At 30.1% G+C, this 24,552-nt stretch carries 21 protein-coding genes; 11 read left to right on the forward strand and 10 right to left on the reverse strand.

Annotation, left to right across the window (positions count from 1 at the left end; translation table 11 throughout):
• Window positions 1-338 precede the first annotated feature (338 nt).
• Window positions 339-3,422 (reverse strand): leucine--tRNA ligase, encoded by a 3,084-nt coding sequence (locus SY27_RS09765; RefSeq protein ID WP_045969703.1) that lies wholly within the window; start codon window positions 3,420-3,422, stop codon window positions 339-341.
• Between the two features lie 483 nt (window positions 3,423-3,905).
• Here SY27_RS09765 and SY27_RS09770 point away from each other — a divergent pair, with 483 nt between their 5' ends.
• Window positions 3,906-4,781 carry an ABC transporter permease gene (locus SY27_RS09770; RefSeq protein ID WP_045969705.1) on the forward strand — a complete coding sequence of 292 codons (876 nt, stop codon included), beginning with the start codon at window positions 3,906-3,908 and terminating at the stop codon, window positions 4,779-4,781.
• Window positions 4,782-4,811: 30 nt separating this feature from the next.
• Window positions 4,812-5,048 carry a DUF3098 domain-containing protein gene (locus SY27_RS09775; RefSeq protein WP_045969707.1) on the forward strand — a complete coding sequence of 79 codons (237 nt, stop codon included), beginning with the start codon at window positions 4,812-4,814 and terminating at the stop codon, window positions 5,046-5,048.
• 60 nt (window positions 5,049-5,108) lie between these two features.
• On the opposite strand, the gene SY27_RS09780 is transcribed toward SY27_RS09775, so the two are convergent.
• On the reverse strand, window positions 5,109-6,692 hold the full coding sequence (locus SY27_RS09780) for a T9SS type A sorting domain-containing protein (protein ID WP_161794146.1): 1,584 nt from the start codon (window positions 6,690-6,692) through the stop codon (window positions 5,109-5,111).
• Window positions 6,693-6,883: 191 nt separating this feature from the next.
• Between SY27_RS09780 and SY27_RS09785 the strand changes: the two genes are divergently transcribed.
• Together SY27_RS09785 and truB are read left to right on the forward strand one after the other, a co-directional pair.
• The gene (locus SY27_RS09785) at window positions 6,884-7,669 is read left to right on the forward strand and encodes an undecaprenyl-diphosphate phosphatase (protein WP_045969711.1); all 786 of its coding nucleotides are present in this window, start codon (window positions 6,884-6,886) and stop codon (window positions 7,667-7,669) included.
• Window positions 7,669-8,373: a tRNA pseudouridine(55) synthase TruB gene (truB, locus tag SY27_RS09790; protein ID WP_045969713.1), complete on the forward strand. Its 705-nt coding sequence runs from the start codon at window positions 7,669-7,671 to the stop codon at window positions 8,371-8,373. Before SY27_RS09785 ends, truB begins: the two co-directional genes overlap by 1 nt.
• Here the strand turns inward: truB and SY27_RS09795 are convergent.
• Window positions 8,370-8,981: a thioredoxin family protein gene (locus SY27_RS09795; RefSeq protein ID WP_045969715.1), complete on the reverse strand. Its 612-nt coding sequence runs from the start codon at window positions 8,979-8,981 to the stop codon at window positions 8,370-8,372. The genes truB and SY27_RS09795 overlap by 4 nt on opposite strands.
• Before the next feature lie 65 nt (window positions 8,982-9,046).
• On the opposite strand from SY27_RS09795, the gene SY27_RS09800 reads away from it, so the two are divergent.
• The 3 genes from SY27_RS09800 to frr all read left to right on the forward strand — a co-directional run bounded on the left by SY27_RS09800 (window position 9,047) and on the right by frr (window position 11,228).
• Entirely contained in the window at window positions 9,047-9,826 is a 780-nt protein-coding gene (locus SY27_RS09800; protein WP_045969717.1) for a patatin-like phospholipase family protein, read from the forward strand.
• 70 nt (window positions 9,827-9,896) lie between these two features.
• Window positions 9,897-10,604, forward strand: coding sequence for a UMP kinase (gene pyrH, locus SY27_RS09805; RefSeq protein WP_045969719.1), 708 nt, complete (start codon window positions 9,897-9,899; stop codon window positions 10,602-10,604).
• Between the two features lie 60 nt (window positions 10,605-10,664).
• Entirely contained in the window at window positions 10,665-11,228 is a 564-nt protein-coding gene (gene frr / locus SY27_RS09810; protein ID WP_045969721.1) for a ribosome recycling factor, read from the forward strand.
• Window positions 11,229-11,543: 315 nt separating this feature from the next.
• Here the strand turns inward: frr and SY27_RS09815 are convergent, their stop codons facing one another.
• Genes SY27_RS09815 through SY27_RS09825 form a run of 3 tightly spaced genes read right to left on the reverse strand, consistent with a single transcriptional unit; the run spans window position 11,544 to window position 13,104 of the window.
• Window positions 11,544-12,122: an NAD(P)H-dependent oxidoreductase gene (locus tag SY27_RS09815; protein ID WP_045969723.1), complete on the reverse strand. Its 579-nt coding sequence runs from the start codon at window positions 12,120-12,122 to the stop codon at window positions 11,544-11,546.
• 5 nt (window positions 12,123-12,127) lie between these two features.
• Window positions 12,128-12,466 (reverse strand): hypothetical protein, encoded by a 339-nt coding sequence (locus tag SY27_RS09820; RefSeq protein WP_045969725.1) that lies wholly within the window; start codon window positions 12,464-12,466, stop codon window positions 12,128-12,130.
• Between the two features lie 56 nt (window positions 12,467-12,522).
• On the reverse strand, window positions 12,523-13,104 hold the full coding sequence (locus tag SY27_RS09825) for a Crp/Fnr family transcriptional regulator (protein ID WP_045969727.1): 582 nt from the start codon (window positions 13,102-13,104) through the stop codon (window positions 12,523-12,525).
• Window positions 13,105-13,392: 288 nt separating this feature from the next.
• Between SY27_RS09825 and SY27_RS09830 the strand changes: the two genes are divergently transcribed.
• Entirely contained in the window at window positions 13,393-14,367 is a 975-nt protein-coding gene (locus SY27_RS09830) for a polyprenyl synthetase family protein (RefSeq protein ID WP_045969729.1), read from the forward strand.
• Window positions 14,360-14,710, forward strand: coding sequence for a hypothetical protein (locus SY27_RS09835; RefSeq protein ID WP_045969732.1), 351 nt, complete (start codon window positions 14,360-14,362; stop codon window positions 14,708-14,710). The genes SY27_RS09830 and SY27_RS09835 overlap by 8 nt, the downstream gene beginning before the upstream one ends.
• 21 nt (window positions 14,711-14,731) lie before the next feature.
• On the opposite strand, the gene SY27_RS09840 is transcribed toward SY27_RS09835, so the two are convergent.
• Window positions 14,732-15,277: a hypothetical protein gene (locus tag SY27_RS09840; protein WP_045969734.1), complete on the reverse strand. Its 546-nt coding sequence runs from the start codon at window positions 15,275-15,277 to the stop codon at window positions 14,732-14,734.
• A 114-nt stretch (window positions 15,278-15,391) separates the two neighbouring features.
• On the opposite strand from SY27_RS09840, the gene SY27_RS09845 reads away from it, so the two are divergent.
• Together SY27_RS09845 and odhB are read left to right on the forward strand one after the other, a co-directional pair.
• Window positions 15,392-18,163, forward strand: a complete 2,772-nt coding sequence (locus tag SY27_RS09845) for a 2-oxoglutarate dehydrogenase E1 component (RefSeq protein ID WP_045969735.1) — start codon at window positions 15,392-15,394, stop codon at window positions 18,161-18,163.
• A 72-nt stretch (window positions 18,164-18,235) separates the two neighbouring features.
• Window positions 18,236-19,456 carry a 2-oxoglutarate dehydrogenase complex dihydrolipoyllysine-residue succinyltransferase gene (gene odhB / locus SY27_RS09850; protein ID WP_045969737.1) on the forward strand — a complete coding sequence of 407 codons (1,221 nt, stop codon included), beginning with the start codon at window positions 18,236-18,238 and terminating at the stop codon, window positions 19,454-19,456.
• A gap of 67 nt (window positions 19,457-19,523) precedes the next feature.
• Here the strand turns inward: odhB and SY27_RS09855 are convergent, their stop codons facing one another.
• The 3 genes from SY27_RS09855 to SY27_RS09865 are packed head-to-tail and all read right to left on the reverse strand — an operon-like array spanning window position 19,524 to window position 24,490.
• On the reverse strand, window positions 19,524-19,961 hold the full coding sequence (locus SY27_RS09855; protein WP_045969739.1) for a retropepsin-like aspartic protease: 438 nt from the start codon (window positions 19,959-19,961) through the stop codon (window positions 19,524-19,526).
• On the reverse strand, window positions 19,912-22,500 hold the full coding sequence (locus SY27_RS09860; RefSeq protein WP_045969741.1) for a CHAT domain-containing protein: 2,589 nt from the start codon (window positions 22,498-22,500) through the stop codon (window positions 19,912-19,914). The genes SY27_RS09855 and SY27_RS09860 overlap by 50 nt, the downstream gene beginning before the upstream one ends.
• Window positions 22,481-24,490 (reverse strand): PKD domain-containing protein, encoded by a 2,010-nt coding sequence (locus SY27_RS09865; protein ID WP_045970235.1) that lies wholly within the window; start codon window positions 24,488-24,490, stop codon window positions 22,481-22,483. Before SY27_RS09865 ends, SY27_RS09860 begins: the two co-directional genes overlap by 20 nt.
• Window positions 24,491-24,552: the final 62 nt, after the last annotated feature.

A 24,552-nucleotide genomic window follows, 5' to 3' on the forward strand; every position in this document is an offset into this window, starting at 1 on the left:
AAAGACAGCCTCTTTTTATGTTTATATTCTAACTATGTTCATTTCGTTTTAGGAATGTTTTAGAAGTCCAATATTTTTGTGATTTTTTTTCAAAAAGAAAATAAAATCACAAGATTAATTTCTTAAAAAAATAGCAGCTTAGAGCTAATGGAAATTTATTTGTCTTTTTTAGAAATCTCAAATTGTAAATCTATGCGTTTTATGCTTTTAACCCGTTTTAATGTTTCTCCTTCTCTTTGCACACGTACTTTAAAGATTATATTATGCTGATTAAAACAAAAAAAGACTGTCCAAAAAGTAATTTCCAGACAGTCTCTTTGCTTTATAAAACTCTTTTATTATCCCACTAAATTGATAATTTTTCCAGGAACAATAATTACTTTATTAGGTGTTCTTCCTTGTAATTGTGCTTGTGTTCTTTCATCTGCCATTACAATTTCTTCAATTTGCTCTTTTGTTAAATCTAAAGGCAAATTAATTTTAAATCGCATTTTACCATTAAAAGAAACTGGATATTCTTTCTCAGATTCTACTAAATATTTGGGTTCGAAAATTGGAAAAGCAACCGTTGCTATTGAACCTTCATTACCTAAAGCACTCCATAACTCTTCTGCAATATGTGGTGCATAAGGAGAAATTACGATTGCTAACGGTTCTAAAATGGCTCTATGATGACATTTTAAAGTGACCAACTCATTTACACAAATCATAAATTGTGACACTGAAGTATTGAATGAGAAATTCTCGATATCTTCTGTAACTTTTTTGATGGTTTTGTGTAACGATTTGTACATTTCAGCCGATGGCTCTTCATTGGTTACAATTGAACCGTTATCATCAAAATACAAACGCCATAATTTTTTAAGGAAACCAAAAACACCTGTTATACCTGCTGTATTCCAAGGTTTTGCTTGTTCCAATGGTCCCAAAAACATTTCATACAAACGCAAAGTATCTGCACCATATTCATTACAAATATCATCTGGATTGACAACATTGTATTTTGATTTTGACATTTTTTCTACTTCGCGACCTACAATGTATTTTCCATCTTCTAAAATAAATTCTGCATCAGAATAATCTTTATTTAACGGATGTGCTTTAAATTTTTGAATATCTAACTCATTTGTAATATCATTTATTACAGATAAATCAACGTGAATAGGTAAAAACAAAAATTCTACATCAATAGTTATTTTTATAACTTTCGTGTCAGATAAAATTTTAATTGAATTACCAAAGCTTTCAATTAAATTAATTTCTTCACTTGAAAACTTGTCTGAATTTATAGTTTTTAAATTGTCATCTAATAAAATTATTTTAAAAGAATTTTCTGCAAATTCAAATTCTAAACTTCTAATGTTATGTTTTGAAGTTATTTTAGTAAAACTTACATAATCATTCTTAGAAATAAATATGCTTTTAGCTTCTAAACTTTCAATTGTAGAAATTGAAATTCTTGATGGATTCAACCTATAAGCAAAAGCACTCATTCCCAAAATCATTCCTTGATTGATTAATTTTTTGAATGGTTCTTCTGTTGGGGCAAAACCTCTATCTTTTAAGAATTTGTTCCAAAAACGGGAATATAATAAATGTCCAGTTGCATGTTCGCTTCCTCCTATATATAAATCTACGTTTTGCCAATAGGCTAAAGCTTCTTTACTTGCAAAATCTTCTTTATTGTGAGCATCCATATAACGCATCCAATACCAAGAAGAACCAGCCCAACCTGGCATCGTATTTAATTCTAAAGGAAAAACACTAGTGTTATTTATTTTGTCATTACTTACCACTTGATTGGTTTCAGTATTCCAAGCCCAAACTGTTGCATTACCTAAAGGTGGTTGCCCATCTTCTGTTGGTAAATATTTTTCTACTTCTGGTAAAGCAATTGGCAAATATTTTTTGTCAATCATTTGTGGTAAACCATTTACATAATATACAGGAAAAGGTTCACCCCAATATCTTTGTCTCGAAAAAACAGCATCACGCAAACGATAATTTGTTTTCCCGTTACCTTGTTTTATATTTTCTAAAGCTTCAATCGCTTTTTTCGTTCCTTCTTTGTAACCTAAACCATTTAAGAAATCCGAATCTACTAATTGGAAACCTTCTTTAGCTCCAAAAGCTTCTTCCGAAATATCTTGGTCAAAAATATTTTTAATTTCAGGCATTCCATTAGTTCCTTTGAAAAAATTCGCGAAAGCATAATCACGTTCGTCACCACAAGGAACTGCCATAACTGCACCTGTTCCATAGCCTGCTAAAACATAATCGCCAATCCAAACTGGAATTAGCTCTTTTGTAAAAGGGTGTTCAGCATGCGCCCCTGTGAAAACTCCTGAAATAGTTTTCACATCAGCCATTCTTTCTCTTTCCGAACGTTTAGCAGTTGCTTCAATGTAAGATTCAACGGCTGCTTTTTGTTCAGGAGTTGTAATTTTAGCTACCAAATCATGTTCTGGTGCTAAAGTCATAAATGTAACTCCGAAAATAGTATCAGGTCGAGTTGTGAAAACATCAATTACCTCATCATGATTTTTCACATTGAAAGAAACCATTGCTCCAACCGACTTTCCAATCCAGTTTCTTTGAGATTCTTTTAGCGATTCTGTCCAATCGATATCGTTTAACCCTTGAAGTAACCTTTCTGCATAGGCAGAAATTCGCATCGACCATTGAGTCATTTTTTTACGAATAACAGGATGACCACCACGTTCTGAAACTCCGTTTACGATTTCGTCATTGGCTAAAACAGTTCCCAAAGCTGGACACCAGTTTACTTCTGTTTCTGCTAAATACGTTAATCTATATTGTAATAGTATTTTTTGTTGTGCTGACGATGAAAATGCGTTCCACTCGCTTGCCGAAAAAGAAATAATATTATCATCACAAACTGCATTTACAGTAGCGTTTCCTTCTTTTTCAAAAATTGAAATTAAAGTTGAGATGTCTTCTGCCTTATCCGATTCGTTATTATACCAAGAATTGAATAATTGAATAAAAATCCATTGTGTATACTTGTAATAATCAGCATTTGATGTACGTACTTCTCTACTCCAATCGAATGAAAATCCGATTTTATCTAATTGCTCTCTATAACGAGCAATATTTTCTTTAGTTGTTTTGTCTGGATGTTGCCCTGTTTGAATAGCGTATTGTTCAGCAGGCAAACCAAACGAATCATATCCTTGTGGATGCAATACATTAAATCCTTTATGACGTTTGTATCGAGCTACAATATCTGAAGCGATGTAGCCTAGAGGATGTCCAACATGTAATCCGGCTCCTGATGGATAAGGAAACATGTCTAAAACATAATATTTAGGTCTTTCTGAATTATTTGTAGCAGCAAATGTTTGGTTTTCTGCCCAATATTGTTGCCATTTGGCTTCGATTTCGTTTGGATTGTATTTCATTCGTCTTTATTATTTTTGCCTAAGGACTCATGCTGTCGCAAGCTTAAGTCATTCGTCTTTATTATTTTTGCCTAAGGACTCATGCTGTCGCAAGCTTAAGTCATTCGTCTTTATTATTTTTGCCTAAGGACTCATGCTGTCGCAAGCTTAAGTCATTCGCCTTTATTATTTTTTAATTAGAAGTCTTGCTATTATTGCAAGCGCTAATAATTTCATTTTTTATTCTAATTACAAAAATTCTTTTTGTTTCTTTTTAGCCCCGATTGTAGCGATATCCTTTTGATTTGTTTTTGTTAAATAATAGAGCCAATCAAAAGATAAAGCAGAAAGCGGGAAAATGGATTTGTAAAATTCTTAATCCATTCGCTTTTAAAAATTAAGCTGCAAATTTACGTTTATTGTACGAAAGTCAAAACTTTGAACGTTATATTCTATATTTACCAAAATTCTTTTTTATTTTTACAGCATAATTTATAAATTTATATGGCATCTTCATTTGAGACCTATCAAAAACGACGATTGATTTCTTCTTATTTTTCTGTAATTGTAAGTATCTTTTTGGTGCTTTTTTTACTAGGAGCTTTAGGATTGTTTGTTATTAACTCTAAAAAAATAACAAATGATTTTAAAGAAAATATTCCTATGACCGTATTTTTTAAAAATGAAGCTAATGACAGTGTTTTAAAGGCTTTTGATGTTGAAATGAAAAATGCTCGATTCATAAAAGAATATGCTTTTGTACATAAAGATAGTGCTGCAAAAAACAATGTTGATATTGTAGGGAAAGATTTTATGGAATTTTTAGGCTTTAATCCGCTTCAAAACTCTTTCGATATTAATTTAAAAGGAGATTATGTTGTAGCAGATAGCATTAAAAAAATTGAAAGAGATATTAAAAAGAATGAGATGGTTTCTGAAATCATTTATGATAAACAATTAGTAGACTTAGTAAATGATAATGTTAAAAAAATAAGTTTTTGGATTCTTGTTATTAGTGGTTTTTTAGGTATTGTAGCAATGTTATTAATCAATAGTTCGCTTAGACTTTCTATTTATTCGCATCGTTTTACTATTAAGACTATGCAAATGGTAGGCGCTACAAAATCATTTATTAGAAAACCTTTTATTTGGAGAAGTATAAAACTAGGGCTTGTTGGTTCATTACTAGCTATTATTGCTTTAATGGGAGCTGTTTATTACATTGATCAACTATTGCCTTCTTTGAAACTGTCTAAAGATTATGTTTCTTTAGGAATTGTTTTTGGTGGTGTATTACTTATTGGAATCATTATTACATGGGTAAGTACATTTTTTGCAACACAACGTTTTCTAAATTTAAGAACAGACGATTTATATTAAATAATTTATAAAAAATATTTTCAACACAAGATGAAAAACAACGAAAATAACAAACCAGAATTTTTATTTGACAAAGCAAATTATAAAATTCTTTTAATTGGTTTAGCCGTAATCGGAATAGGTTTTATATTGATGACTGGTGGTGGAAGTGATGACCCAAATGTATGGAGTGATGCTATTTTTGATTTTAGAAGAATTCGTTTAGCACCTACTACTGTTTTAATTGGTTTTGGAATTACAATTTATTCTATCTTTAAAAAAGACTAAGAAATAATGAAACAAACCTTTTTATTCTGAGAGTAAAAAGGTTTGTTTATTTTATACAATTTAGTTTAACACAAACTTACTGTTTAATGTTTTTCCTTCTATTTCACATTTAACAATATATATTCCTTTTGCTAAATGTGCTTTGTCTATTTCTATTCGTTTTGTTTTATTTCTCAATTTAAAAATTTCTTTTCCAGTAATATCAAATATTGACAATTGGTTTATATATTGATTTTGACTTTCAAAAACAATTATTGTTTCTTTCACTGCAATTTGTATATCTTGATTTATAAAATCTTGTAAATCTAAAGTACAACCTGTTCCTTCATGACAATCATTAATTTCTTGCCAAACTGAATTTTCTCCCGGAATTTCACCTGCATTTGCCCACCATTGATTTGCCCAAATTTTACATTGATAGTAAACTGTTGTGTTTGCAGTTGGATATGACTGATTGGACATGTATTCTGAAAAACCACAAAAAAGTGTTCCTCCTTGACCAGAACATCCTTCTGCTCCACCTGTATAAGGAGATAAAGAATAATCATTCGCTTCAGAAATAGCTGTATTTACTGGAATACCGTTTAAAACCTTATTTGCAACGTTCATATAAGAATAACCTGAACTATTTAATCCTGTATTGGCCAACAATAGCTGCCATAACATAATCCCATCTTGATCTCCTATTCTTGTGGAATAATTACGAATATGACTTGCTAAATCTGCAACATTTTGATGTGTGTAAGTATAATAAGGTCCCCAAGGTTCATTTGGATAATGCACTCCTGCTGCTACTTTAAAACCATATTGTTCTGCATAATATGCATAAGCGTCATACATTATACTTCTATTAGTACTTCCTCCAGTATTATAGCCTTGAAACGCAATAATGTCAATTTTATCTCCAACAGCTTCAATTACAGGAATCATGTGTCCTGTAGAAGCAAATCCAAAAAGATTTATTCCATTTGTAGCTGCTGTTCCATTATATAAATTAGCATCTGTTTCTCCTGTTACTATATTTCTATTTTCATAAGCAAACGGAGACATTACATCATTATTTGTTTGTCCTCCTAAAGCTCCTACTCCTGCTGGAGCACATGCCAAAATATACCCCTCACTTTTAGGCATTATAGCTCTAGAATTTGTGAAAAAATTGATAAAATGTTGAACATTTGTTGCGTTTCCTATTTCCCCAAAAGAACCATTAGGTTCAAAATCCCAGTCGATACCAACAAAACCTATGTCATCGACCAAATCTTTTATCTGTTGATAATCAATAGCTGAATAAACATTAGAATTCCAATAAGTTTCTCCTCCAATAGATAAAATGACATGAACTCCTTTTTGCTTTAATGCTGAAACACTTTCTTTCAAAGTACAACCATCATAAGGCACTTCTATTCCTGTTCCTGATATATCAAATGAATCTTTTGTATAAGTTAAATTTGGCTTTGCAAATGCAAGAAAAACATAATTCACAAAAGACGGTATTTCTCTTAATTTAGAATTTTGATTTGTGGTTGTCCAATTTTCTGAATAAGATGGAAAATAAGCCAATACAATTGGATTATTAAACGAATGTGTTTGAGAAAAAAAAGGCACACTTAGTAAAAGTGCAAATAACGTGATAGTTGTTTTCATTATGATATTTAAGTTATGTTTAAAACCTACATGTTTTACTTTATACAAATCAATAAAACAGGGGTTAATAGCAGTAATTTTAAATGCCAAAAAAATACAATGATTCTTATCAACTGGTGTCACAAATTTATAAAAAACAATTAACCTTTTTTCAATTATCTTTATTCTATAAAAAAATATACTTTTGTAGCATGAACACATTACAAGCTATTATTCTTGCCATTATTGAAGGAATAACTGAATTTCTACCTGTTTCTTCAACAGGCCACATGATTATTGCCTCTTCCTTTTTTGGAATTGCCGGAGATGATTTCACAAAATTATTCACCATTGTTATACAATTAGGGACAATTCTCTCTGTTGTGGTTCTGTATTTTAAGCGTTTCTTTCAAAGCATTGATTTCTATTTTAAACTATTTGTTGCTTTCATTCCAGCAGTATTTTTTGGACTACTACTAAACGATTTTATAGATGATTTATTAGAAAGTCCAATTGTTGTGGCCATTTCTCTTATTATTGGTGGATTTTTACTTTTAAAAGTAGATGATTGGTTTGGTAATGCTGAAAACACAGAAATATCCTATCTTACTGCTTTAAAAATCGGGTTGTTTCAATGTTTAGCTATGATTCCTGGAGTTTCTAGAAGTGGTGCTAGTATTGTAGGTGGAATGAGCCAGAAACTATCTCGTACAACTGCCGCAGAATTTTCATTTTTTCTTGCTATTCCAACAATGCTTGGCGCAACTGTTAAAAAATTATATGACTACAGCAAATTAGGAGTTGAAATAACAGATCATCAATTAAACTTATTGATTATTGGAAATATTGTAGGTTTTATAGTCGCTCTAATTGCTATAAAATCTTTTATTGGATACTTAACCAAGCACGGTTTTAAAATATTTGGCTACTATAGAATCATTGCAGGAGTTGCTATTTTAATTATTCATTTCTTTGTGCAAAAACTAACTATTATTTAATGCAAGCAGAAGATTATTTAGCTGGACAAGTTTTACTAATTGACAAACCATTACACTGGTCGTCATTTCAGGCAGTAAATAAACTGAAATACTTATTAAAACATCATTATAATTTACCTAAAAAATTTAAAATAGGTCATGCAGGAACGTTAGATCCTTTAGCTACAGGCTTATTAATTATATGTACAGGTAAATTTACCAAAACAATTTCTGACATTCAAAGCCAAGTCAAAGAATACACAGGTACAATAACTATAGGAGCAACAACTCCTTCTTATGATTTAGAAACCGAAATAAATGCTACATTTCCAACGAATCACATTACTCCAGAATTAATTAACGAAACTACCCATCAATTCTTAGGAGAAATAGACCAAAAACCTCCCGTTTTTTCTGCTATAAAAAAAGATGGAAAAAGACTGTATGAACATGCTAGAGCTGGTGAAGAGATAGAAGTTCAATCGAGAAAAACAACTATTTACGAATTTGAAATCACTAGAATTGATTTACCTGAAATTGATTTCAGAGTACAATGTAGTAAAGGGACTTATATTCGTTCTTTAGCTTATGATTTTGGATTAGCTCTAAAATCGGGTGGGCATTTAACAGCTTTACGTAGAACAAAAATTGGTGATTATTCAGTTGATAAAGCTATTTCTCCAGAACAATTTGAACAGCATATTCTAAAAGAAAAAAGCACTTAAACAAGTGCTTTTTCCTTTTTTAATAAACTTATAATTTCATTTTGAGTTGTATTTCCTTTATCATTTAAATACCATTTTTGCAATTCAATTTTCACAGGCTCATCTACTACTCCATTAGCCGCTTTATAATCTGCAATTAATTTACGAGCAGGTTCTGGTCTTGGCCCCCAATCTGCAATTACATCATGCGTCTCAGCGTCTAAAACAATCAACTTTGGAATTGCTTTCCCTCCATTTGTTAAAAAAAGATTCATTAACTCTTCATTATCATCTCTCAAAACTATCTTTAAATCTATATTTTTTGAAGACTCTGCCATTTTATTTATTATAGGCAGTAATTGTGCTGCATCACCACACCATCCTTCTGAAAGAACCAACCAAGTATATTTCTTATCTAAATTTTCTAATCTAAAAAGAGACTCTTCATTAACAACAATTGTTTTATCTAATCTTTTTAACCTTGTTTCATTCAACTCTGAATATTTTAACAAATCTTCAGACTGCGTATGCCCTGTAGATTTTCCTTCACTTATTAATTGACTAACTAATTCTCTATATTCTACGTATGTATATGAATTTAAAAGTGCGTTTTCTATTATTTTTTTCATCTTTATAATATTTATTTGACAAATTTAAAACTAAATTTGAATATTAAATGTTAGTTTAGTTACAAATGGATTTTAAATCAAAAAATATTGGGATTGCATTATCTGGAGGAGGCTCTAAAGGAATTGCTCATGCAGGAACGCTTCAGTTTTTAGAAGACCAAGGTATAAAGCCAAGCATATTATCTGGCACAAGTGCAGGAGCCATTATTGCTGCCTTATATGCTTTTGGAAAATCTCCAGATGAAATTCTGCGTTTTTTTCAATCTATTTACTTTTTTAATTGGAAACATTTTACCCTAAAAAAACCAGGTATCATTGATTCTGATTCTTTTAAAGTTTATTTCAATCAAATATTTGGAGATACTAAAATAGGTGAACTACCCATTCCTATTAAAATTACAGGAACCGATTTAGTAAAAGGGAAATTAAAAATTTTTAATGATGACACAAAAGTAACAGATGCCGTTTTAGCATCAGCCTCTTTTCCTGGAATGTTAACCCCATATAAAATAAACAACAAACTATATAGTGATGGAGGTATTTTAAACCATTTTCCGACCGACTTGCTTTTAGGAAACTGCGACAGCATTATTGGGGTTTACGTAAGTCCTATTCAAAATATTGAAGCAAAAGATTTAAATTCAATAAAATCGATCACATCAAGAGCCTTTGATTTACTATCAGCGCAAGGAAATTATCAAAAGTTTAGTTTATGCGATATAATTATTGAGCCAAAAGAATTAGCAAACTATAGTACTTTTGAAACGAGCAAAACAAAAATGAAAACTATTTTTCAAATTGGTTATGATGAAGCCAAAAAGACTTTTGAAGAATTAAGCCCATAATTTAAACAACATTTTTTTTCTGTAGATATATAATTATATTTGCATCACAAATATAAATAGAAACAACCTGATGAAATACAAAAGAATTCTTCTAAAACTGAGCGGAGAAGCCTTAATGGGAGATAGACAATATGGAATTGACCCTAAACGTTTAGCCGAATATGCTCAAGAAATTAAAGAAATTCATGATAAAGGAGTTGAAATTGCTATCGTTATAGGAGGAGGAAATATTTTTAGAGGTGTAGCAGGTGCTAGTAATGGAATGGATCGTGTTCAGGGAGATTACATGGGAATGCTTGCAACCGTTATTAATGGAATGGCATTACAAGGTGCACTTGAAGAAGCAGGAATGCAAACGCGCTTACAAACAGCTTTAAAAATTGAAGCAATCGCTGAACCTTATATTAAAAGAAAAGCAACAAGACACTTAGAGAAAGGAAGAATTGTTATTTTTGGAGCTGGAACAGGAAATCCATATTTCACAACAGATACAGCAGCAGTTTTAAGAGGAGTAGAAGTTAATGCTGATGTTATATTAAAAGGAACACGTGTTGATGGAGTATATAGTGCTGATCCAGAAAAAGATACAAATGCAACGAAATTTGATTATATTTCATTTGAAGATGTATTAGCAAAAGGATTAAACGTTATGGACACAACTGCGTTTACTCTTAGTCAAGAAAACAAATTACCTATTATTGTTTTTGACATGAACAAAGAAGGGAATTTATTAAAAGTTTGCGAAGGACAAACTATAGGAACAACTGTAACAATATAACAAAATTTAGAATTCAGAATTTAGAATTCAGAAAGTCTAAAAATAAAAAAAAGACATACGATGACTGAAGAAATTAATTTTATAATTGACAGTGCAAGAGAATCAATGGAAGGTTCTATAGCGCATTTAGAAAAAGAATTTTTAAACATTAGAGCAGGTAAAGCTTCTCCGCAAATGCTAGGCGGTGTCTTTGTTGAATACTATGGTTCTCAAACACCTCTATCTCAAGTAGCTAATATAAATGCCCCAGATGCAAGAACATTAACGGTTACTCCATGGGAAAAACCAATGTTACAACCTATAGAAAAAGCAATTATGATTGCAAACTTAGGGTTAAACCCAATGAATAACGGAGACAACATTATTATAAACATCCCTGCTTTAACTGAGGAAAGAAGACGTGATCTTGTAAAACAAGCAAAGGTTGAAGCTGAAGATGCAAAAATAGGTGTTCGTAATGCTCGTAAAGATGCTAACACTGATATTAAAAAAGAAGAAAAAAACGGAACATCTGAAGATATTTGCAAAAAAGCAGAAGAAGACGTTCAAAAGCTAACTGATACTTATATTAAAAAAATTGAAGAACACTTAGTTATTAAAGAAGCTGAAATAATGAAAGTATAGTATTTATAAAATAGACATAAATATAACACAAAAGGGTTGTTCTTAATTAAAGACAACCCTTTTATATTAGTATATTCTTAACCGATAACTATTCTCTTTCAATTCTAGAAATTGAAAATAATATTCTATATTAAAAAAATCATAACACTGAAAACATTATACGCTTTGTTATAATTAACACGCAATATGGTTAAAAAAAAGAAAGTTTATTTTTTAAAACCCTCTATTACTTAAATAAAGAACAAACCAGAGGAAAATCCATAAAGATGCTTGTAAAACATATCGTCAACTGATTTTTCCTGTTTACAATTGTTATTATTTATTCATTTCACCTAATCTCTCCACTTTTTTTAGCCATTTTATTCTAAACTCTTCTTTAGAAAGCCTTATAGGTCCAATAGTTGTAATTCTTACCTTTTTCACTCCAATATAATTCATTGTTCCTTTTTTCATCGCATTATGACTAGGATTTCTATACATCCATTTGTAATACCAAGCAGGCTGATCCAACGTACAAATTAGTCTTGCTGTTTTACCTGTCAAACATTTATCTGACCACAATGAGTCTTTTCTTTTATTAAAAGCAAATCCCGGAAGTAAAATCCTATCTAAAAAGCCTTTCATTATTGCAGGTACAGAACTCCACCAAACAGGATATATCCAAACCAAATGATTAGCCCATTTTATTTTATCCTGCGCATCTAATAAATCTGGTTCCAACTCAGTTCTTTTCCGATATCCAAATTGAAGATTTGGATTAAAATTCAATTCTCTAATATTAATTTCCTTTATTTCAGCACCTACTTTTTCAGCACCTAACTTATACGATTTTGAAAGTGCAAAATTGAAACTTTCCTTATCAGGATGTCCGTTAATAATTAGTATTTTTCTCATTTGTTCTAGAAATAAATTTTTATTTTTTCTTCAAATGAAGTCCCTGTTAAATTACCTACTTTGAAGAATTTATACAGAACAAAACAAGTAGGTACTGTTAAAAATATTGTACAAACAACAAAAGTAACAACACTACAAAAAATAGCTAAAGTTAAAACTCCAATATTTCCAATATAAGGCAATATATCATCTTGATACATCTCCAAATAATTATAAACCCCTAGCGCATAATCATAAAAACGAATTGAAGTTTCGTACACTAACCAAACTGGATAAAACCATTTTCTAATTGATTCCCACCATTTTCCCCAAATTGATTTTAATTTTTTGTTTTTTTCTTCCATTTTTTTATTTTTTTTACAAAAATCCTCTTAATGGAAGAGTTATCATTTGATATAAATCAAATTCGGTTTTTAGGATTTCTTATTCTACTCAAAGTCTCAAGCGTAATTCCTAAATAAGAAGCAATATGCGTTAAAGGGATTCTGTTTGTTATATCAGGATGAATATTTACTAGATGTCTATATCTTTCATCTGCTTTATTAAATTGAATAGTATATAATCTTTCACACAGTCCTAACATGGTTTCGGTCACTACTTTACTAATAAAACGTTCAAAATCATGGTGCTTATTGGACAGATTATCAACAGTATCTCTCGAAAATTCAAAAACTATTGAATCCTCAACAAATTCAACATAATGAGGACTAGGTTCTTTACTAAAAAAACTAACAATTGATGCCATAAACTCATTTTCAAAAGTAAACCAGTCTGAAATATCTTTACCCTCTTTCAAATAATATGCTCTTGCACACCCTTTAACTATTAAATATGCATTTTTAGAAAATTGTCCTTCACGAACTACAATATCACCTTTTTTAAATGTTCCAATTTTTGAATTCGCTATAAAATCTTCTTGACATTGAATCGATAATGGAGAATAAATTTCTCCCATTTTATTTAATATTTTCTCACTATTCATTTTTCTCTAATGTTTGTCAACATTTTACAGCTAAAAGAAGTTGCAATAAGCCAAAACAAATATAATTCAAACTTTTAAAATTTTTAAAAGAATTTGAAAGTCACCTTTCTTTTGTTCATTTGTTTCTGATTTTTATTAGTCTTGGTTTTTTTTTCAATAATCAGTAAAATTCAGATAGTTATTTAAAACCTACATAAACGAAAAACTTCAAAAAAGTAAACTTTATCAAACCAACACAGATTATAAATAAAAAAGCTATTTTTGCAGAAAGCTATTATTTGTAAAAAAATGCATTCAATAATCCAATATCAAGAAACAATAAAAACTCATTTTGAAGAGTTAAAACTAACAAAGGAGCCTAAGAATTTATACGAACCTATCCAATATATTATTTCATTAGGAGGTAAAAAAATGCGTCCTGTTTTAACCTTAATGGCTAGTGAAATTTTTAATGGTTCATTAGAAAATGCAATTCATGCAGCAGCAGCAATTGAAGTATTTCACAACTTTTCATTGATTCACGATGACATTATGGATGATGCTCCTCTAAGAAGAGGTCACCAAACCGTTCATGAAAAATGGAATATAAATACTGGAATCTTATCTGGTGATGCAATGCTAATTTTAGCATATCAATATTTTGAAAATTACGAACCTATAATCTTTCAAAAACTGGCAAAACTTTTCAGTAAAACCGCTTTAGAAGTTTGTGAAGGACAACAATACGATGTTGATTTTGAAACACGTGATGATGTGACGATTTCAGAGTATTTAAAAATGATTGAATACAAAACAGCCGTTTTAGTTGGCGCAGCAATGAAAATGGGAGCTATTGTAGCAGAAACTACAGAAGAAAACGCAAATTTAATATATGATTTTGGATTAAATTTAGGAATTGCTTTTCAACTACAAGATGATTATTTAGATGCATTCGGAGATCCTGAAACTTTTGGAAAACAAGTTGGAGGAGATATTATTGAAAACAAAAAGACATATTTATATTTAAAAGCACTTGCGCAGAGTGATAATGAAGAGAAAGAACAGTTACTACATTTATTTTCTATTCAACCAAACGATAATACAGACAAAATAGAATCTGTTAAAACGATTTTCAATAATTCTGGAGCATCAAAAGAAACACAAATAGCAATAAAAGAATACACATTAAAAGCGTTTGAAACACTTAACAAAATGCATATTTCTAATGAAAAGAAAGAAATATTAAGAACCTTTGGAGAAAAGTTAATGAATAGAAATGTATAAACCACCTATAGATATTGATTCTTTAATTTCTCAAGCAGAGGAAGAACATCTGTACTTTAAATTGATTGAACAAACTAATAAAGACTTTGCATTAGCAAATGAAAGCATAGACATTCCATTAAATATTTTTCCTTTTCAATTTAAAGATTTAGTTCACGAAAAAATATTAAAACTAATACAATTTAAATTCGCTGAGTATTTAAACCTGTTATATATCATTGATGTATCAGAAGAGCAAATCAAAAAATTAGACGGCTCTGATTTAGTACTCCTATCTGAACAAGTTACTTTCTTGATATTGAAAAGAGAATGGCAAAAAGTTTGGTTTCGTAATAAATATTAGATAAAGATTACTTTTAAAACATTAAAAATAAACTCTTACAAAAGGAATCAATGCATCTGCATAAACACCATCGTTGTCTTTATGAAGCACATTATATCTAACGCCTAATGTTACATTATTTGTCCTATAACCCGCTCCAATAAACAAGGCTGTATTCCAAAAATCATCATTAAAATTGCCATAAAATCCATCATATTTAGAATTAACCCTAAGTTGTTCAATTTCAGTAGAAATTTGAATTTCACGAATTGGATTAAATAAAGCAATAATACTTCCTCCGTAAATATTAGATTGATAATATCCTTTTTGTTTCACATAACTATACTGAAGGCCTAAACCAGCAGAAAAATACTCATTGAAATTATAAATTCCACTCGGAGCCACAGTAATATTTGTAAAATTGCTTCCAAATCCTAAACCAAGTCCTCCACCAAATTGTACATTCTCCCAAAAAGGATTTTTTGTTTTAATAGAAGAGTCTTCTTGAGCATTAACTACAAGAAAAGGTGTGATTAAAAAAGCAAAAAAAAGGGATTTTGTTAAAAAGAGAATCAAATTCTTTTTCATAAGCTATTTTCTAAAAAAATTATGTTATAAAAATACAAATTTCTTTAAAAGATTATTACAAATGTTTTACTTTTGTACAATTATTTTTAACCAAATCGTCATTAAGACTGAATTATGGATAGGTTTTCCTTTTTAAACGCAGCACATACTGCATTTTTCGCAGATTTATACGATCAATATTTACAAAACCCAGACACTGTAGAGCCAAGCTGGAGGAGTTTTTTCCAAGGCTTTGATTTTGCTGTAACAAACTATGGTTCACAAGATATTGTTAGTCAAATTACTTCAGGGGATTTTTCATGTGACCATGTTTCTGAAAAATTACATAAGGAGTTTAACGTTCTAAAACTTATAGAAGGATATAGAACACGTGGACATTTATTTACAAAGACTAATCCAGTTAGAGAGCGTAGAACATATTCTCCAACATTAGCATTAGAAAACTTCGGTTTATCGCAAGCTGACTTAACTACTGTTTTTGATGCAGCTAAAATGTTGAATATGCCTTCAAGCACATTAGCCGACATTATCAAACATCTTGAAAGTGTTTACTGCCAATCTATTGGAGTAGAGTTTATGTACATTAGAGATCCTAAAGTACAAGATTGGATAAAAAACAGATTAGATGTAAACGATAATCAGCCTAGTTTTTCTACAGAAAAAAAGAAAAACATCCTTAAAAAACTAAACGAAGCTGTTTCTTTTGAAACATTTCTTCATGCAAAATACGTAGGACAAAAACGTTTTTCATTAGAAGGATGTGAATCTGCTATTCCAGCTCTTGACACTTTAATTGAAGCAGCAGCAGACAAAGGAGTAGAGCAATTTGTAATGGGCATGGCTCATAGAGGTCGTTTAAATGTATTGGCAAACATTTTCGGCAAGAATACTCAAAATATCTTTTCAGAATTCGACGGAAAAGACTATGATGATGACATGTATTTTGATGGAGATGTGAAATACCATTTAGGATTAACATCAGACAGAACAACTAGTTCAGGAAAAAAAATAAACTTAAACTTAGCACCTAACCCATCACACTTAGAGACTGTTGGAGCAGTAATTGAAGGAATTGCAAGAGCTAAACAAGATAAAAATTATCCAAACGATTTCTCTAAAGTATTACCAATTGCAGTACATGGAGATGCAGCCATCGCTGGACAAGGAATTGTTTACGAAATTATTCAAATGGCAAAACTTGATGGATACAAAACTGGTGGAACAATTCACTTAGTAATCAACAATCAAGTTGGTTTTACAACAAATTATTTAGATGCTCGTTCCTCTACATATTGTACAGATATTGCAAAGGTTACACTATCACCTGTTCTTCATGTTAATGCAGATGATGCTGAAGCAGTAGTTCACGCTATGTTATTTGCTTTAGATTACAGAATGGAATTCGGTACAGATGTATTTATAGACTTGTTAGGATATAGAAAATATGGTCATAATGAAGGTGATGAACCAAAATTCACTCAACCGATTTTATATAAAGCGATTTCGAAACATAAAAACGCAAGAGATATCTATGCTGAGAAATTAGAAGCATCTGGAATCATTGATGCTGGTTATGTTAAAGAATTAGAAGCAAAATACAAATCAAAGTTAGATGAAAACCTGGAAGAATCTCGTAAAAAAGACCTTACAGTAATTACTCCATTTATGCAAAATGAATGGACTGGATTTGAACAAGTATCGGATGATGTAATGCTACAAAAAGTAGATACTACTTTCGATAAAGATAAATTAACAGAGATTGCTAAAACAATAACTGAATTACCTTCGGACAAAAAGTTTATTAACAAAATTTCTAAAATTATTAATGCTAGAAAAGAAATGTATTTCGAAACCAATCAATTGTATTGGGAAATGGGAGAGCTTTTAGCATATGGATCATTAATGACAGAAGGATATGATATTCGTATTTCTGGACAAGATGTAGAGCGTGGAACATTCTCTCATCGTCATGCGGTTGTTAAAGTTGAATCTTCAGAAGAAGAAGTAGTATTGCTAAACGATATTAAAGATAAAAAAGGTAATTTTAGTATTTACAATTCTCATCTATCAGAATATGGAGTTGTAGGTTTCGAATATGGTTATGCCTTGGCATCTCCAAAAACATTAACAATTTGGGAAGCACAATTTGGAGATTTTTCAAATGGTGCTCAAATTATGATTGACCAATATATTTCTGCTGGTGAAGACAAATGGAACAATCAAAATGGACTAGTAATGTTATTGCCTCATGGTTATGAAAATCAAGGAGCAGAGCATTCATCAGCTCGTATGGAACGCTATTTACAAATGTGTGCTAAGCACAATATGTATATTGCAGATTGTACAACTCCAGCTAATTTCTTCCACTTGTTGAGAAGACAAATGAAAACTAATTTCCGTAAACCATTAATTGTATTTACACCTAAATTGTTATTGCGTCTTGAAGATGCAGTTTCTACTGTTGAGGATTTAGCAAATGGTCAGTTCCAAGAAGTAATAGACGATCCAAAAGTATCAGATAAAAAAGCAATTAAAACGTTAGTTTTCTGTACAGGAAAGGTATATTATGATATTATTAAGAAACGCAAAGAACTAGAAAGAAACGATGTTGCTGTAGTTCGTTTAGAACAATTGTTTCCTTTAGCAATAGACCAAATAAAAGAGATAATTGCAAGTTATCCAAATGTTGATGACTATGTTTGGGCACAAGAAGAACCAAAAAACATGGGAGCTTATAGTTATATGTTGATGAATTTCGATTTAGTTAAACTTCGTTTAGCATCACCAAAAGCATATAGTGCACCAGCAGCAGGAAGTTATGAACGTTCTAAAAAACGTCAGAAGAATGCTATTGCAATGGTTTTTGATAAAACATTATTTCAATAAATTAACTACCTTTAAAAAGTAGCTAAACAACACAAGTAGAATATAGTCCTAAAAGATTAAAATTATTAAGATATGATTTTAGAAATGAAAGTCCCTTCACCGGGTGAATCAATTACAGAAGTAGAAATTGCAACTTGGTTAGTACAAGATGGTGATTACGTAGAAAAAGATCAAGCTATAGCTGAAGTAGATTCAGATAAAGCAACGTTAGAGTTACCTGCGGAAGCAAGTGGAATTATTACACTTAAAGCTGAAGAAGGTGATGCAGTAGCTGTTGGAGCAATTGTATGTTTAATTGATACAAGTGCTGCAAAACCAGAAGGATCAACATCTGAAGCTCCAAAAACAGAAGCGAAAGTAGAAGAGAAAAAACCAGAAGCTCCAAAAGCAGCTCCAGTTGCTGAAAAAACATATGCTTCTCAAACTCCTTCTCCTGCAGCAAGAAAAATTTTAGACGAGAAAAACATTCAACCTTCTGACATTGTAGGAACAGGGAAAGATGGAAGAATCACTAAAGACGATGCATTAAATGCTGTACCATCAATGGGAACTCCAACAGGTGGATCTCGTGGTTCTGAAAGAACTAAATTATCAATGTTACGTAGAAAAGTAGCAGAGCGTTTAGTTGCAGCTAAAAATGAAACAGCAATGTTAACGACTTTCAATGAAGTTAACATGACACCTATTAATATTATCCGTAATCAATATAAAGATGAATTCAAAGCTAAACACAATGGTGTTGGCTTAGGATATATGTCTTTCTTTACAAAAGCAGTTACAAGGGCTTTACAACTTTATCCAGACGTAAATTCAATGATGGATGGTGATTATAAAGTAGCTTACGACTTTGCTGATATCTCAATTGCAGTTTCTGGACCAAAAGGTTTAATGGTTCCTGTTGTTCGTAATGCAGAAAACTTAACATTTAGAGGTATTGAAGCGGAAATCAAAAGATTAGCACTTAGAGCTCGTGATGGCCAAATTACAGTTGATGATATGACAGGTGGAACATTTACTATTACAAACGGTGGTGTTTTTGGAAGTATGTTATCTACTCCAATTATTAATCCTCCTCAATCTGGAATTTTAGGAATGCACAATATTATTGAGCGTCCAATTGCAGTAAATGGTAAAGTTGAAATTCACCCAATGATGTATGTTGCATTATCTTATGACCACAGAATTATCGACGGTCGTGAGTCTGTAGGATTCTTAGTAGCTGTGAAAGAAGCTTTAGAAAATCCAGTAGAATTATTAATGGATAACAATCCTAAGAAAGCTTTAGAATTATAGTATAAAGTTGTCTTTTAGATTTACAATATTGCCCGACAGATTTAAAAATCTGTCGGTTTTTTTTATATTATAACAAATACAAATAATGATTACTATAATCAATAATAGCTTTTCCATTTAATAAAATATCCGCACCAATAATACCATCTACAGGTTTTGTTTTATATAGTCTTAAAGCTTCATTAACATGACTCATATTGAAAATAATTAAATTAAAATCGCTAGTTTTCCATCTACTTAACTGTAATTTATTGTTTTTAGATAATTGAGTATCCATTCCAATAGCTCCAGCACCAGCAGCTTTGGTCTCAGAATTTTCTGCAAATAATTGGAATTTCTCAATTCCTTCTAGTCCTACACAGCTATTACTTGCACCAGTATCTAATATAAAAGTACCTTTCACTGTATTTATAGAGGCTTTAATTAATAAATGCTGTGTTTTTAAAATAGTAAACTTAATTTTTTTGTATTTCTTTCCTTTTAAGAAATCTTGTAAATCTTCCATAAATCAAAAATAGCACAATACAGGTAATTAATCCTAATAGTAAATAATATAAATATGAGGTTTTAGGAGTATCAATTACACCATAATACACAAAAGCACTCCAATAATAAGGAGATTTTTTAGCATTAGAGATGGATTCATTCTGAAGATAATCTTTTTTAGAATTATAATTAGACTCAAAAAAGGAATGATTATTAAAATAGTTCGTGTAAAAATTAGTCATAATTTCAGCAGTAGCATAATCATTAATTTTCCAAAGACTAAACAAGATATTTTTAGCACCAGCATATTGAAAAGCTCTAGCAATACTGATAGAACCTTCTCCTTTTTGCAACTTCCCTACTCCTGTTTCACAAGCACTTAAAATCACTAAATCAGGATTACAATTTTCAAGTCCGTATAATTCATTGACAAGCATAACATCATCATAGAAAACCAAAGTTGCAGGAGTTGTAAATGAACCACTTGTACCATGTGTCGATAAATGCAAAATGGAATATTGAGTAGTATTCTTTTTGAAGTTCATTCTATTTGCATTTTTATTCATAAACAATACTGCATTATTTTTTTCTAATACTTTCGCTTCATCTATAGAATATTCTAAAAAGGCATTTGTATTTTTAAAAACAGGAAAGAAACCTGCTATTTTATTGTTTTTCTTTGAAGTATTGTTTTGAATATAAAAAGCAGCATTTGTTTGATATGCCATTTTATTTTGGAAGAGTAGAAATGGGATTTTTGAAAAAGTTGTAGTTTCAGATTTATGTGTAACCAATGCATCAAAAGAAATAAAATGTAAAATTCCATCAGGAATAATCACAAGTGTTTTATGTTGTTCTAATTGTTCTAGATTTAAAAGATTGAATAATGAAAATGCAGTTGATGAAAATGCAAGAATATCGTTGTTTATCGCATTTGAATCATCAAAGTAATGAATGAATTTTTGCAATATATCAATGTTCTTTTTATCTAAAGCTATTCTCTCCCAATGAATTTTATTATGATTAAAATAAAATGAATAAAAACAGTCTTTACCCCAAAAATAATATAACATTTGCGCTTTATCCTTCTCTAGCTTTACTTCTAAAGTATCTAATGATAAAGAAAAATCCTCATTCTTTTTAAACGTTTTATTTATTCTCTCATTAACCTCTTTTAATTCGATACTTAACGTAGTTAAATCATCATTTAACTTTACAATCTTCGTTGGATTATCATGTGTAATTTGTAATCTTACATATTCATTAATTAAAGATTCTTGCTTTGAAAGCAATACATTTTGAAGTTTTAAATCTTTATTATTAGGGAATCGTTGAAGTAATGTTTTTTGATTATTTCTTTCTTTTAAAACAGTATTTTTGCTATTTTCAGCATATTTGAATGCCATTTTTAAGAGCAAGCTTGATTTCTCTTTTTCATATTCTTTCCATAATATATCAATACATTTTTCTGTACGCTTTCGGTCTTCAACTTGTTGTAAAATTTGTGATTCTTGTGAAACAAGGTTTTCGTTAATTAAACTACTAGCATGAAAACTTAAATCATAAAATGCCAATTTCCTCGTAGTTGATTTTTCAAGAAATGCTAATCCATCAAAAATGTTTATAAATGCTGTTTCTCCATATATATTGCTTTTTTCAGGAAGTATATTTTGTTTTAAAAACGGTAATAAACTTTTTAAAGCATTCGTATAACTTTGTTTTGCTAATACATTATTGTTAAGTTTTAAAAAAAGAGAAGCTTCATCAATATAAAAATTAGCAATATCACGAGCTGTATTATTTTCATTCTGAAAAAACAGATTTTTTGCTTTTTCAAATTCGCTTCTTGCTAATACTGAATTCCCTTTTTGCAACGAAATAAAGGCTTTGTTTTTTATTGATTGATAATCATCTTTATTAAGTGTTAATAAGCTTGAAGCATCATCATATTTTTTTAAGGCAATATAATTAACTGCTAAATTGTTTTCTAAATCAGCTCTTTGTTTTGTAGAAATGTTTTTATTCTGAAGCTCCTTCTCTAAAATAGAAGCAGCCATTTTGTGATTTCCTGTATTATGATATACAACAGATAAATTTAAAATTGCTGCTGTTTTTTGAAACGAATTCCCTTCTTTCTCTGCTAAAAACAAGTAACTTTTAATAGTGTTTTCTGCAAGAGTATAATTTCCTGTTATAGTGTATAAATGGGCTAAAGGTTTTAAACAATATTCAATAATATCATAGTTTGCCAAATTATTAACCGAGTAGTTTTTCCAAGCAAATTCATACGATTTTATAGCATTATTGATTTGGTTGAATTTCTTTTCATAAAATGCTTTATTACAACTTAAAATAACTAGTGCTAATTGTTCTTCTTTTGTATTAACCTCAGAAACAAATTGATTCTCTTTATTTCTTAATATTTCTAAGCCTGAAATAGATGGTTTAGCAATAAAAGCATCGGTTGCATCATATATTTGATCTTCTAAATTTTGGGAAAACCCTAATATAGAAAAAAAGAAGAGAAACCAGAAAAAATTAAAATTTCCAAATTGCATAAAAGTGCCAAGAATCAAAATCAGTTTTAAAATTTTTATAATATCTAATACCTACACTAGGCCCAATTCTAGCAAAACCAAAAGTTGTGTCTAAAAAAAATTGTGTTTGCACTTCTGTTTTTTCTTTGATAAATTGAGAATTACTTCGAGTTAATTCTCCATATTCATTTCCAGGAACAAAACCAGAAGGTCCCTGAGTAACCTCATAATAACGAATTGTATTAATTCTTTCTAATTCAGATGAAATTATAGTTGTTATATGTGGTCCAAAACCAACTCCTATATAATTATTTATATTATATCGGAGAGAAACAGGAACAGTTTCTATAATTTTTTGTGATTTTTGTGAAGTGTTTTCTCTACCTACAAAAGCATTGTCAATAACAGTTCCATTATTTAAATCAAATGGCCCAACAACTTCTGGATCATTAGAAATAGAGGTTGTTCTCTCACTTTCAAAGTCATGCTTATTTGCATATAACTCGCTTTGCCAATAAAAACGATACGATTTAAATGGTGAAATTGTAATTCCAGTAAAATAACTTCTAGAGTTGTTTAATTTTGGATAATAATTATAACCCGCTTTTACTCCTATAGAAATTCCTGGATTAAATCGAGTTCTAGAATAATTAGTTATAATAGGTTCGTTTTTATCAAATATTATAGATGTTCTACTTTTAGTGGTTTGTTTATGGAAGTCTTTTCCAAATTTCAAACTATATTTTACAAATCCTTTTGTAGAATCTTTCTCTGTTACATTTTTTTGCTGTGTACCAGGCAAATATATGTTTTTGAAAGTAAAAATAATTTGTTTTTGTTTGATAATAGTATCTAAACAACTATATCTTACCTCTTCGTTTTTTGGACAAATTGGACATTCTGGATACATATTTTCTATTTGCAGAGTTGATTTATCAAACATATCAGGGACATCCGTTTCTAAACGAATAGTTCTTGCTGGTCCTTCTCCATCATTTTGAAAACGAGTTTTAAATTTAATCCGTTTAAAACGAACTAATCTATAATTTATAAATAAACCACTAGTAGACATTTTATTAGGATCATGTGATGTTACAATCTCCATTTCCATATCTTTTACTCTGTGATTTTCATAGTTATCATCAGGAACGTAAATGCTTCTTACTTTTAAAATAGCACTTGTGTCTTTAATCATTTCTGGTGTTGTTTTTAAACTGAAGAAAATATTACGTTGCTCATTTGGGTTTAAATTCTTAAATGTTATTTTTTTTCCTTTTTTAAAGACTTGTTTTGCTTCCTCAATACTCAAATGAAGATTCTTTCTTTCTGTTGTATCTTGAAATTTAACAGCAGTGTACATTCTATTCTCAGAAGAAGCATAAGCAGAAAATTGATCGTCATAATCGTTACTATAAACTAAATCACTTCCTAAATCACTAATATTTTCATCATTGTAATTTCTAATTTCAAGTAACTCAAAATTATCATTTTTAAATTCTTTTTCGTTGTAATAAAAATAAATCGTGCCATTAGTTACATATTCTTTTTCATTTTTATAACTCAATGTTATTACAAAATCTTCATCAGGTAGTGGCTCCCTATTTCTCCTTAATTCAATAGGATCTTTTAAAATTTGAATTTCATTGTCCGAAACATCTGCTGTTTCATTTGTTTTCACTTTTTTCGGACGAGTGGTAGGTGTTTTCCCTGTATCATAATTATTAGTAACCCATAATTTTACTTCATAATCACCTGGTTTTTTATAAGTATGCTTTGGTTCTTTTTTAGTACTGTAGCTTCCATCTCCAAACTCCCAATAATAACTATAAAAAGCTTTTGGAGCACCTGCAATTTGATTTAAAGATGGTGTTTCCGAATTAAAAATAAACGTATTTTGGTTCTGACTTGGAAGTATAGTTGCTTTCCTAGTAACTGTATCCTGAACTTTAGTTTGAGAAAAAAGCACACCAGAAGTTATTAAAACAATAAGTGTAGCTATTTTTTTAAACATAATCATCAGATTTTTGGAATTTAAATTAAATATAAGAAAAAGTGATGAGCTATTCATCACTT

Source organism: Flavobacterium sp. 316, assembly GCF_000967805.1.
Taxonomy (GTDB): Bacteria; Bacteroidota; Bacteroidia; order Flavobacteriales; family Flavobacteriaceae; genus Flavobacterium; species Flavobacterium sediminilitoris.

What these genes read in the sequence shown, in the direction of transcription:
- SY27_RS09765 (WP_045969703.1), bottom strand. Translation starts at nt 3,422, where the DNA reads ATGAAATACAATCCAAACGAAATCGAAGCCAAATGGCAACAATATTGG.
- SY27_RS09775 (WP_045969707.1), top strand. Translation starts at nt 4,812, where the DNA reads ATGAAAAACAACGAAAATAACAAACCAGAATTTTTATTTGACAAAGCA.
- SY27_RS09825 (WP_045969727.1), bottom strand. Translation starts at nt 13,104, where the DNA reads ATGAATAGTGAGAAAATATTAAATAAAATGGGAGAAATTTATTCTCCA.
- SY27_RS09865 (WP_045970235.1), bottom strand. Translation starts at nt 24,490, where the DNA reads ATGTTTAAAAAAATAGCTACACTTATTGTTTTAATAACTTCTGGTGTG.
- SY27_RS09780 (WP_161794146.1), bottom strand. Translation starts at nt 6,692, where the DNA reads ATGAAAACAACTATCACGTTATTTGCACTTTTACTAAGTGTGCCTTTT.
- pyrH (WP_045969719.1), top strand. Translation starts at nt 9,897, where the DNA reads ATGAAATACAAAAGAATTCTTCTAAAACTGAGCGGAGAAGCCTTAATG.
- SY27_RS09820 (WP_045969725.1), bottom strand. Translation starts at nt 12,466, where the DNA reads ATGGAAGAAAAAAACAAAAAATTAAAATCAATTTGGGGAAAATGGTGG.
- SY27_RS09795 (WP_045969715.1), bottom strand. Translation starts at nt 8,981, where the DNA reads ATGAAAAAAATAATAGAAAACGCACTTTTAAATTCATATACATACGTA.
- SY27_RS09840 (WP_045969734.1), bottom strand. Translation starts at nt 15,277, where the DNA reads ATGAAAAAGAATTTGATTCTCTTTTTAACAAAATCCCTTTTTTTTGCT.
- frr (WP_045969721.1), top strand. Translation starts at nt 10,665, where the DNA reads ATGACTGAAGAAATTAATTTTATAATTGACAGTGCAAGAGAATCAATG.
- SY27_RS09860 (WP_045969741.1), bottom strand. Translation starts at nt 22,500, where the DNA reads ATGCAATTTGGAAATTTTAATTTTTTCTGGTTTCTCTTCTTTTTTTCT.
- truB (WP_045969713.1), top strand. Translation starts at nt 7,669, where the DNA reads ATGCAAGCAGAAGATTATTTAGCTGGACAAGTTTTACTAATTGACAAA.
- SY27_RS09855 (WP_045969739.1), bottom strand. Translation starts at nt 19,961, where the DNA reads ATGGAAGATTTACAAGATTTCTTAAAAGGAAAGAAATACAAAAAAATT.
- SY27_RS09785 (WP_045969711.1), top strand. Translation starts at nt 6,884, where the DNA reads ATGAACACATTACAAGCTATTATTCTTGCCATTATTGAAGGAATAACT.
- SY27_RS09845 (WP_045969735.1), top strand. Translation starts at nt 15,392, where the DNA reads ATGGATAGGTTTTCCTTTTTAAACGCAGCACATACTGCATTTTTCGCA.
- SY27_RS09835 (WP_045969732.1), top strand. Translation starts at nt 14,360, where the DNA reads ATGTATAAACCACCTATAGATATTGATTCTTTAATTTCTCAAGCAGAG.
- SY27_RS09800 (WP_045969717.1), top strand. Translation starts at nt 9,047, where the DNA reads ATGGATTTTAAATCAAAAAATATTGGGATTGCATTATCTGGAGGAGGC.
- SY27_RS09815 (WP_045969723.1), bottom strand. Translation starts at nt 12,122, where the DNA reads ATGAGAAAAATACTAATTATTAACGGACATCCTGATAAGGAAAGTTTC.
- SY27_RS09770 (WP_045969705.1), top strand. Translation starts at nt 3,906, where the DNA reads ATGGCATCTTCATTTGAGACCTATCAAAAACGACGATTGATTTCTTCT.
- SY27_RS09830 (WP_045969729.1), top strand. Translation starts at nt 13,393, where the DNA reads ATGCATTCAATAATCCAATATCAAGAAACAATAAAAACTCATTTTGAA.
- odhB (WP_045969737.1), top strand. Translation starts at nt 18,236, where the DNA reads ATGATTTTAGAAATGAAAGTCCCTTCACCGGGTGAATCAATTACAGAA.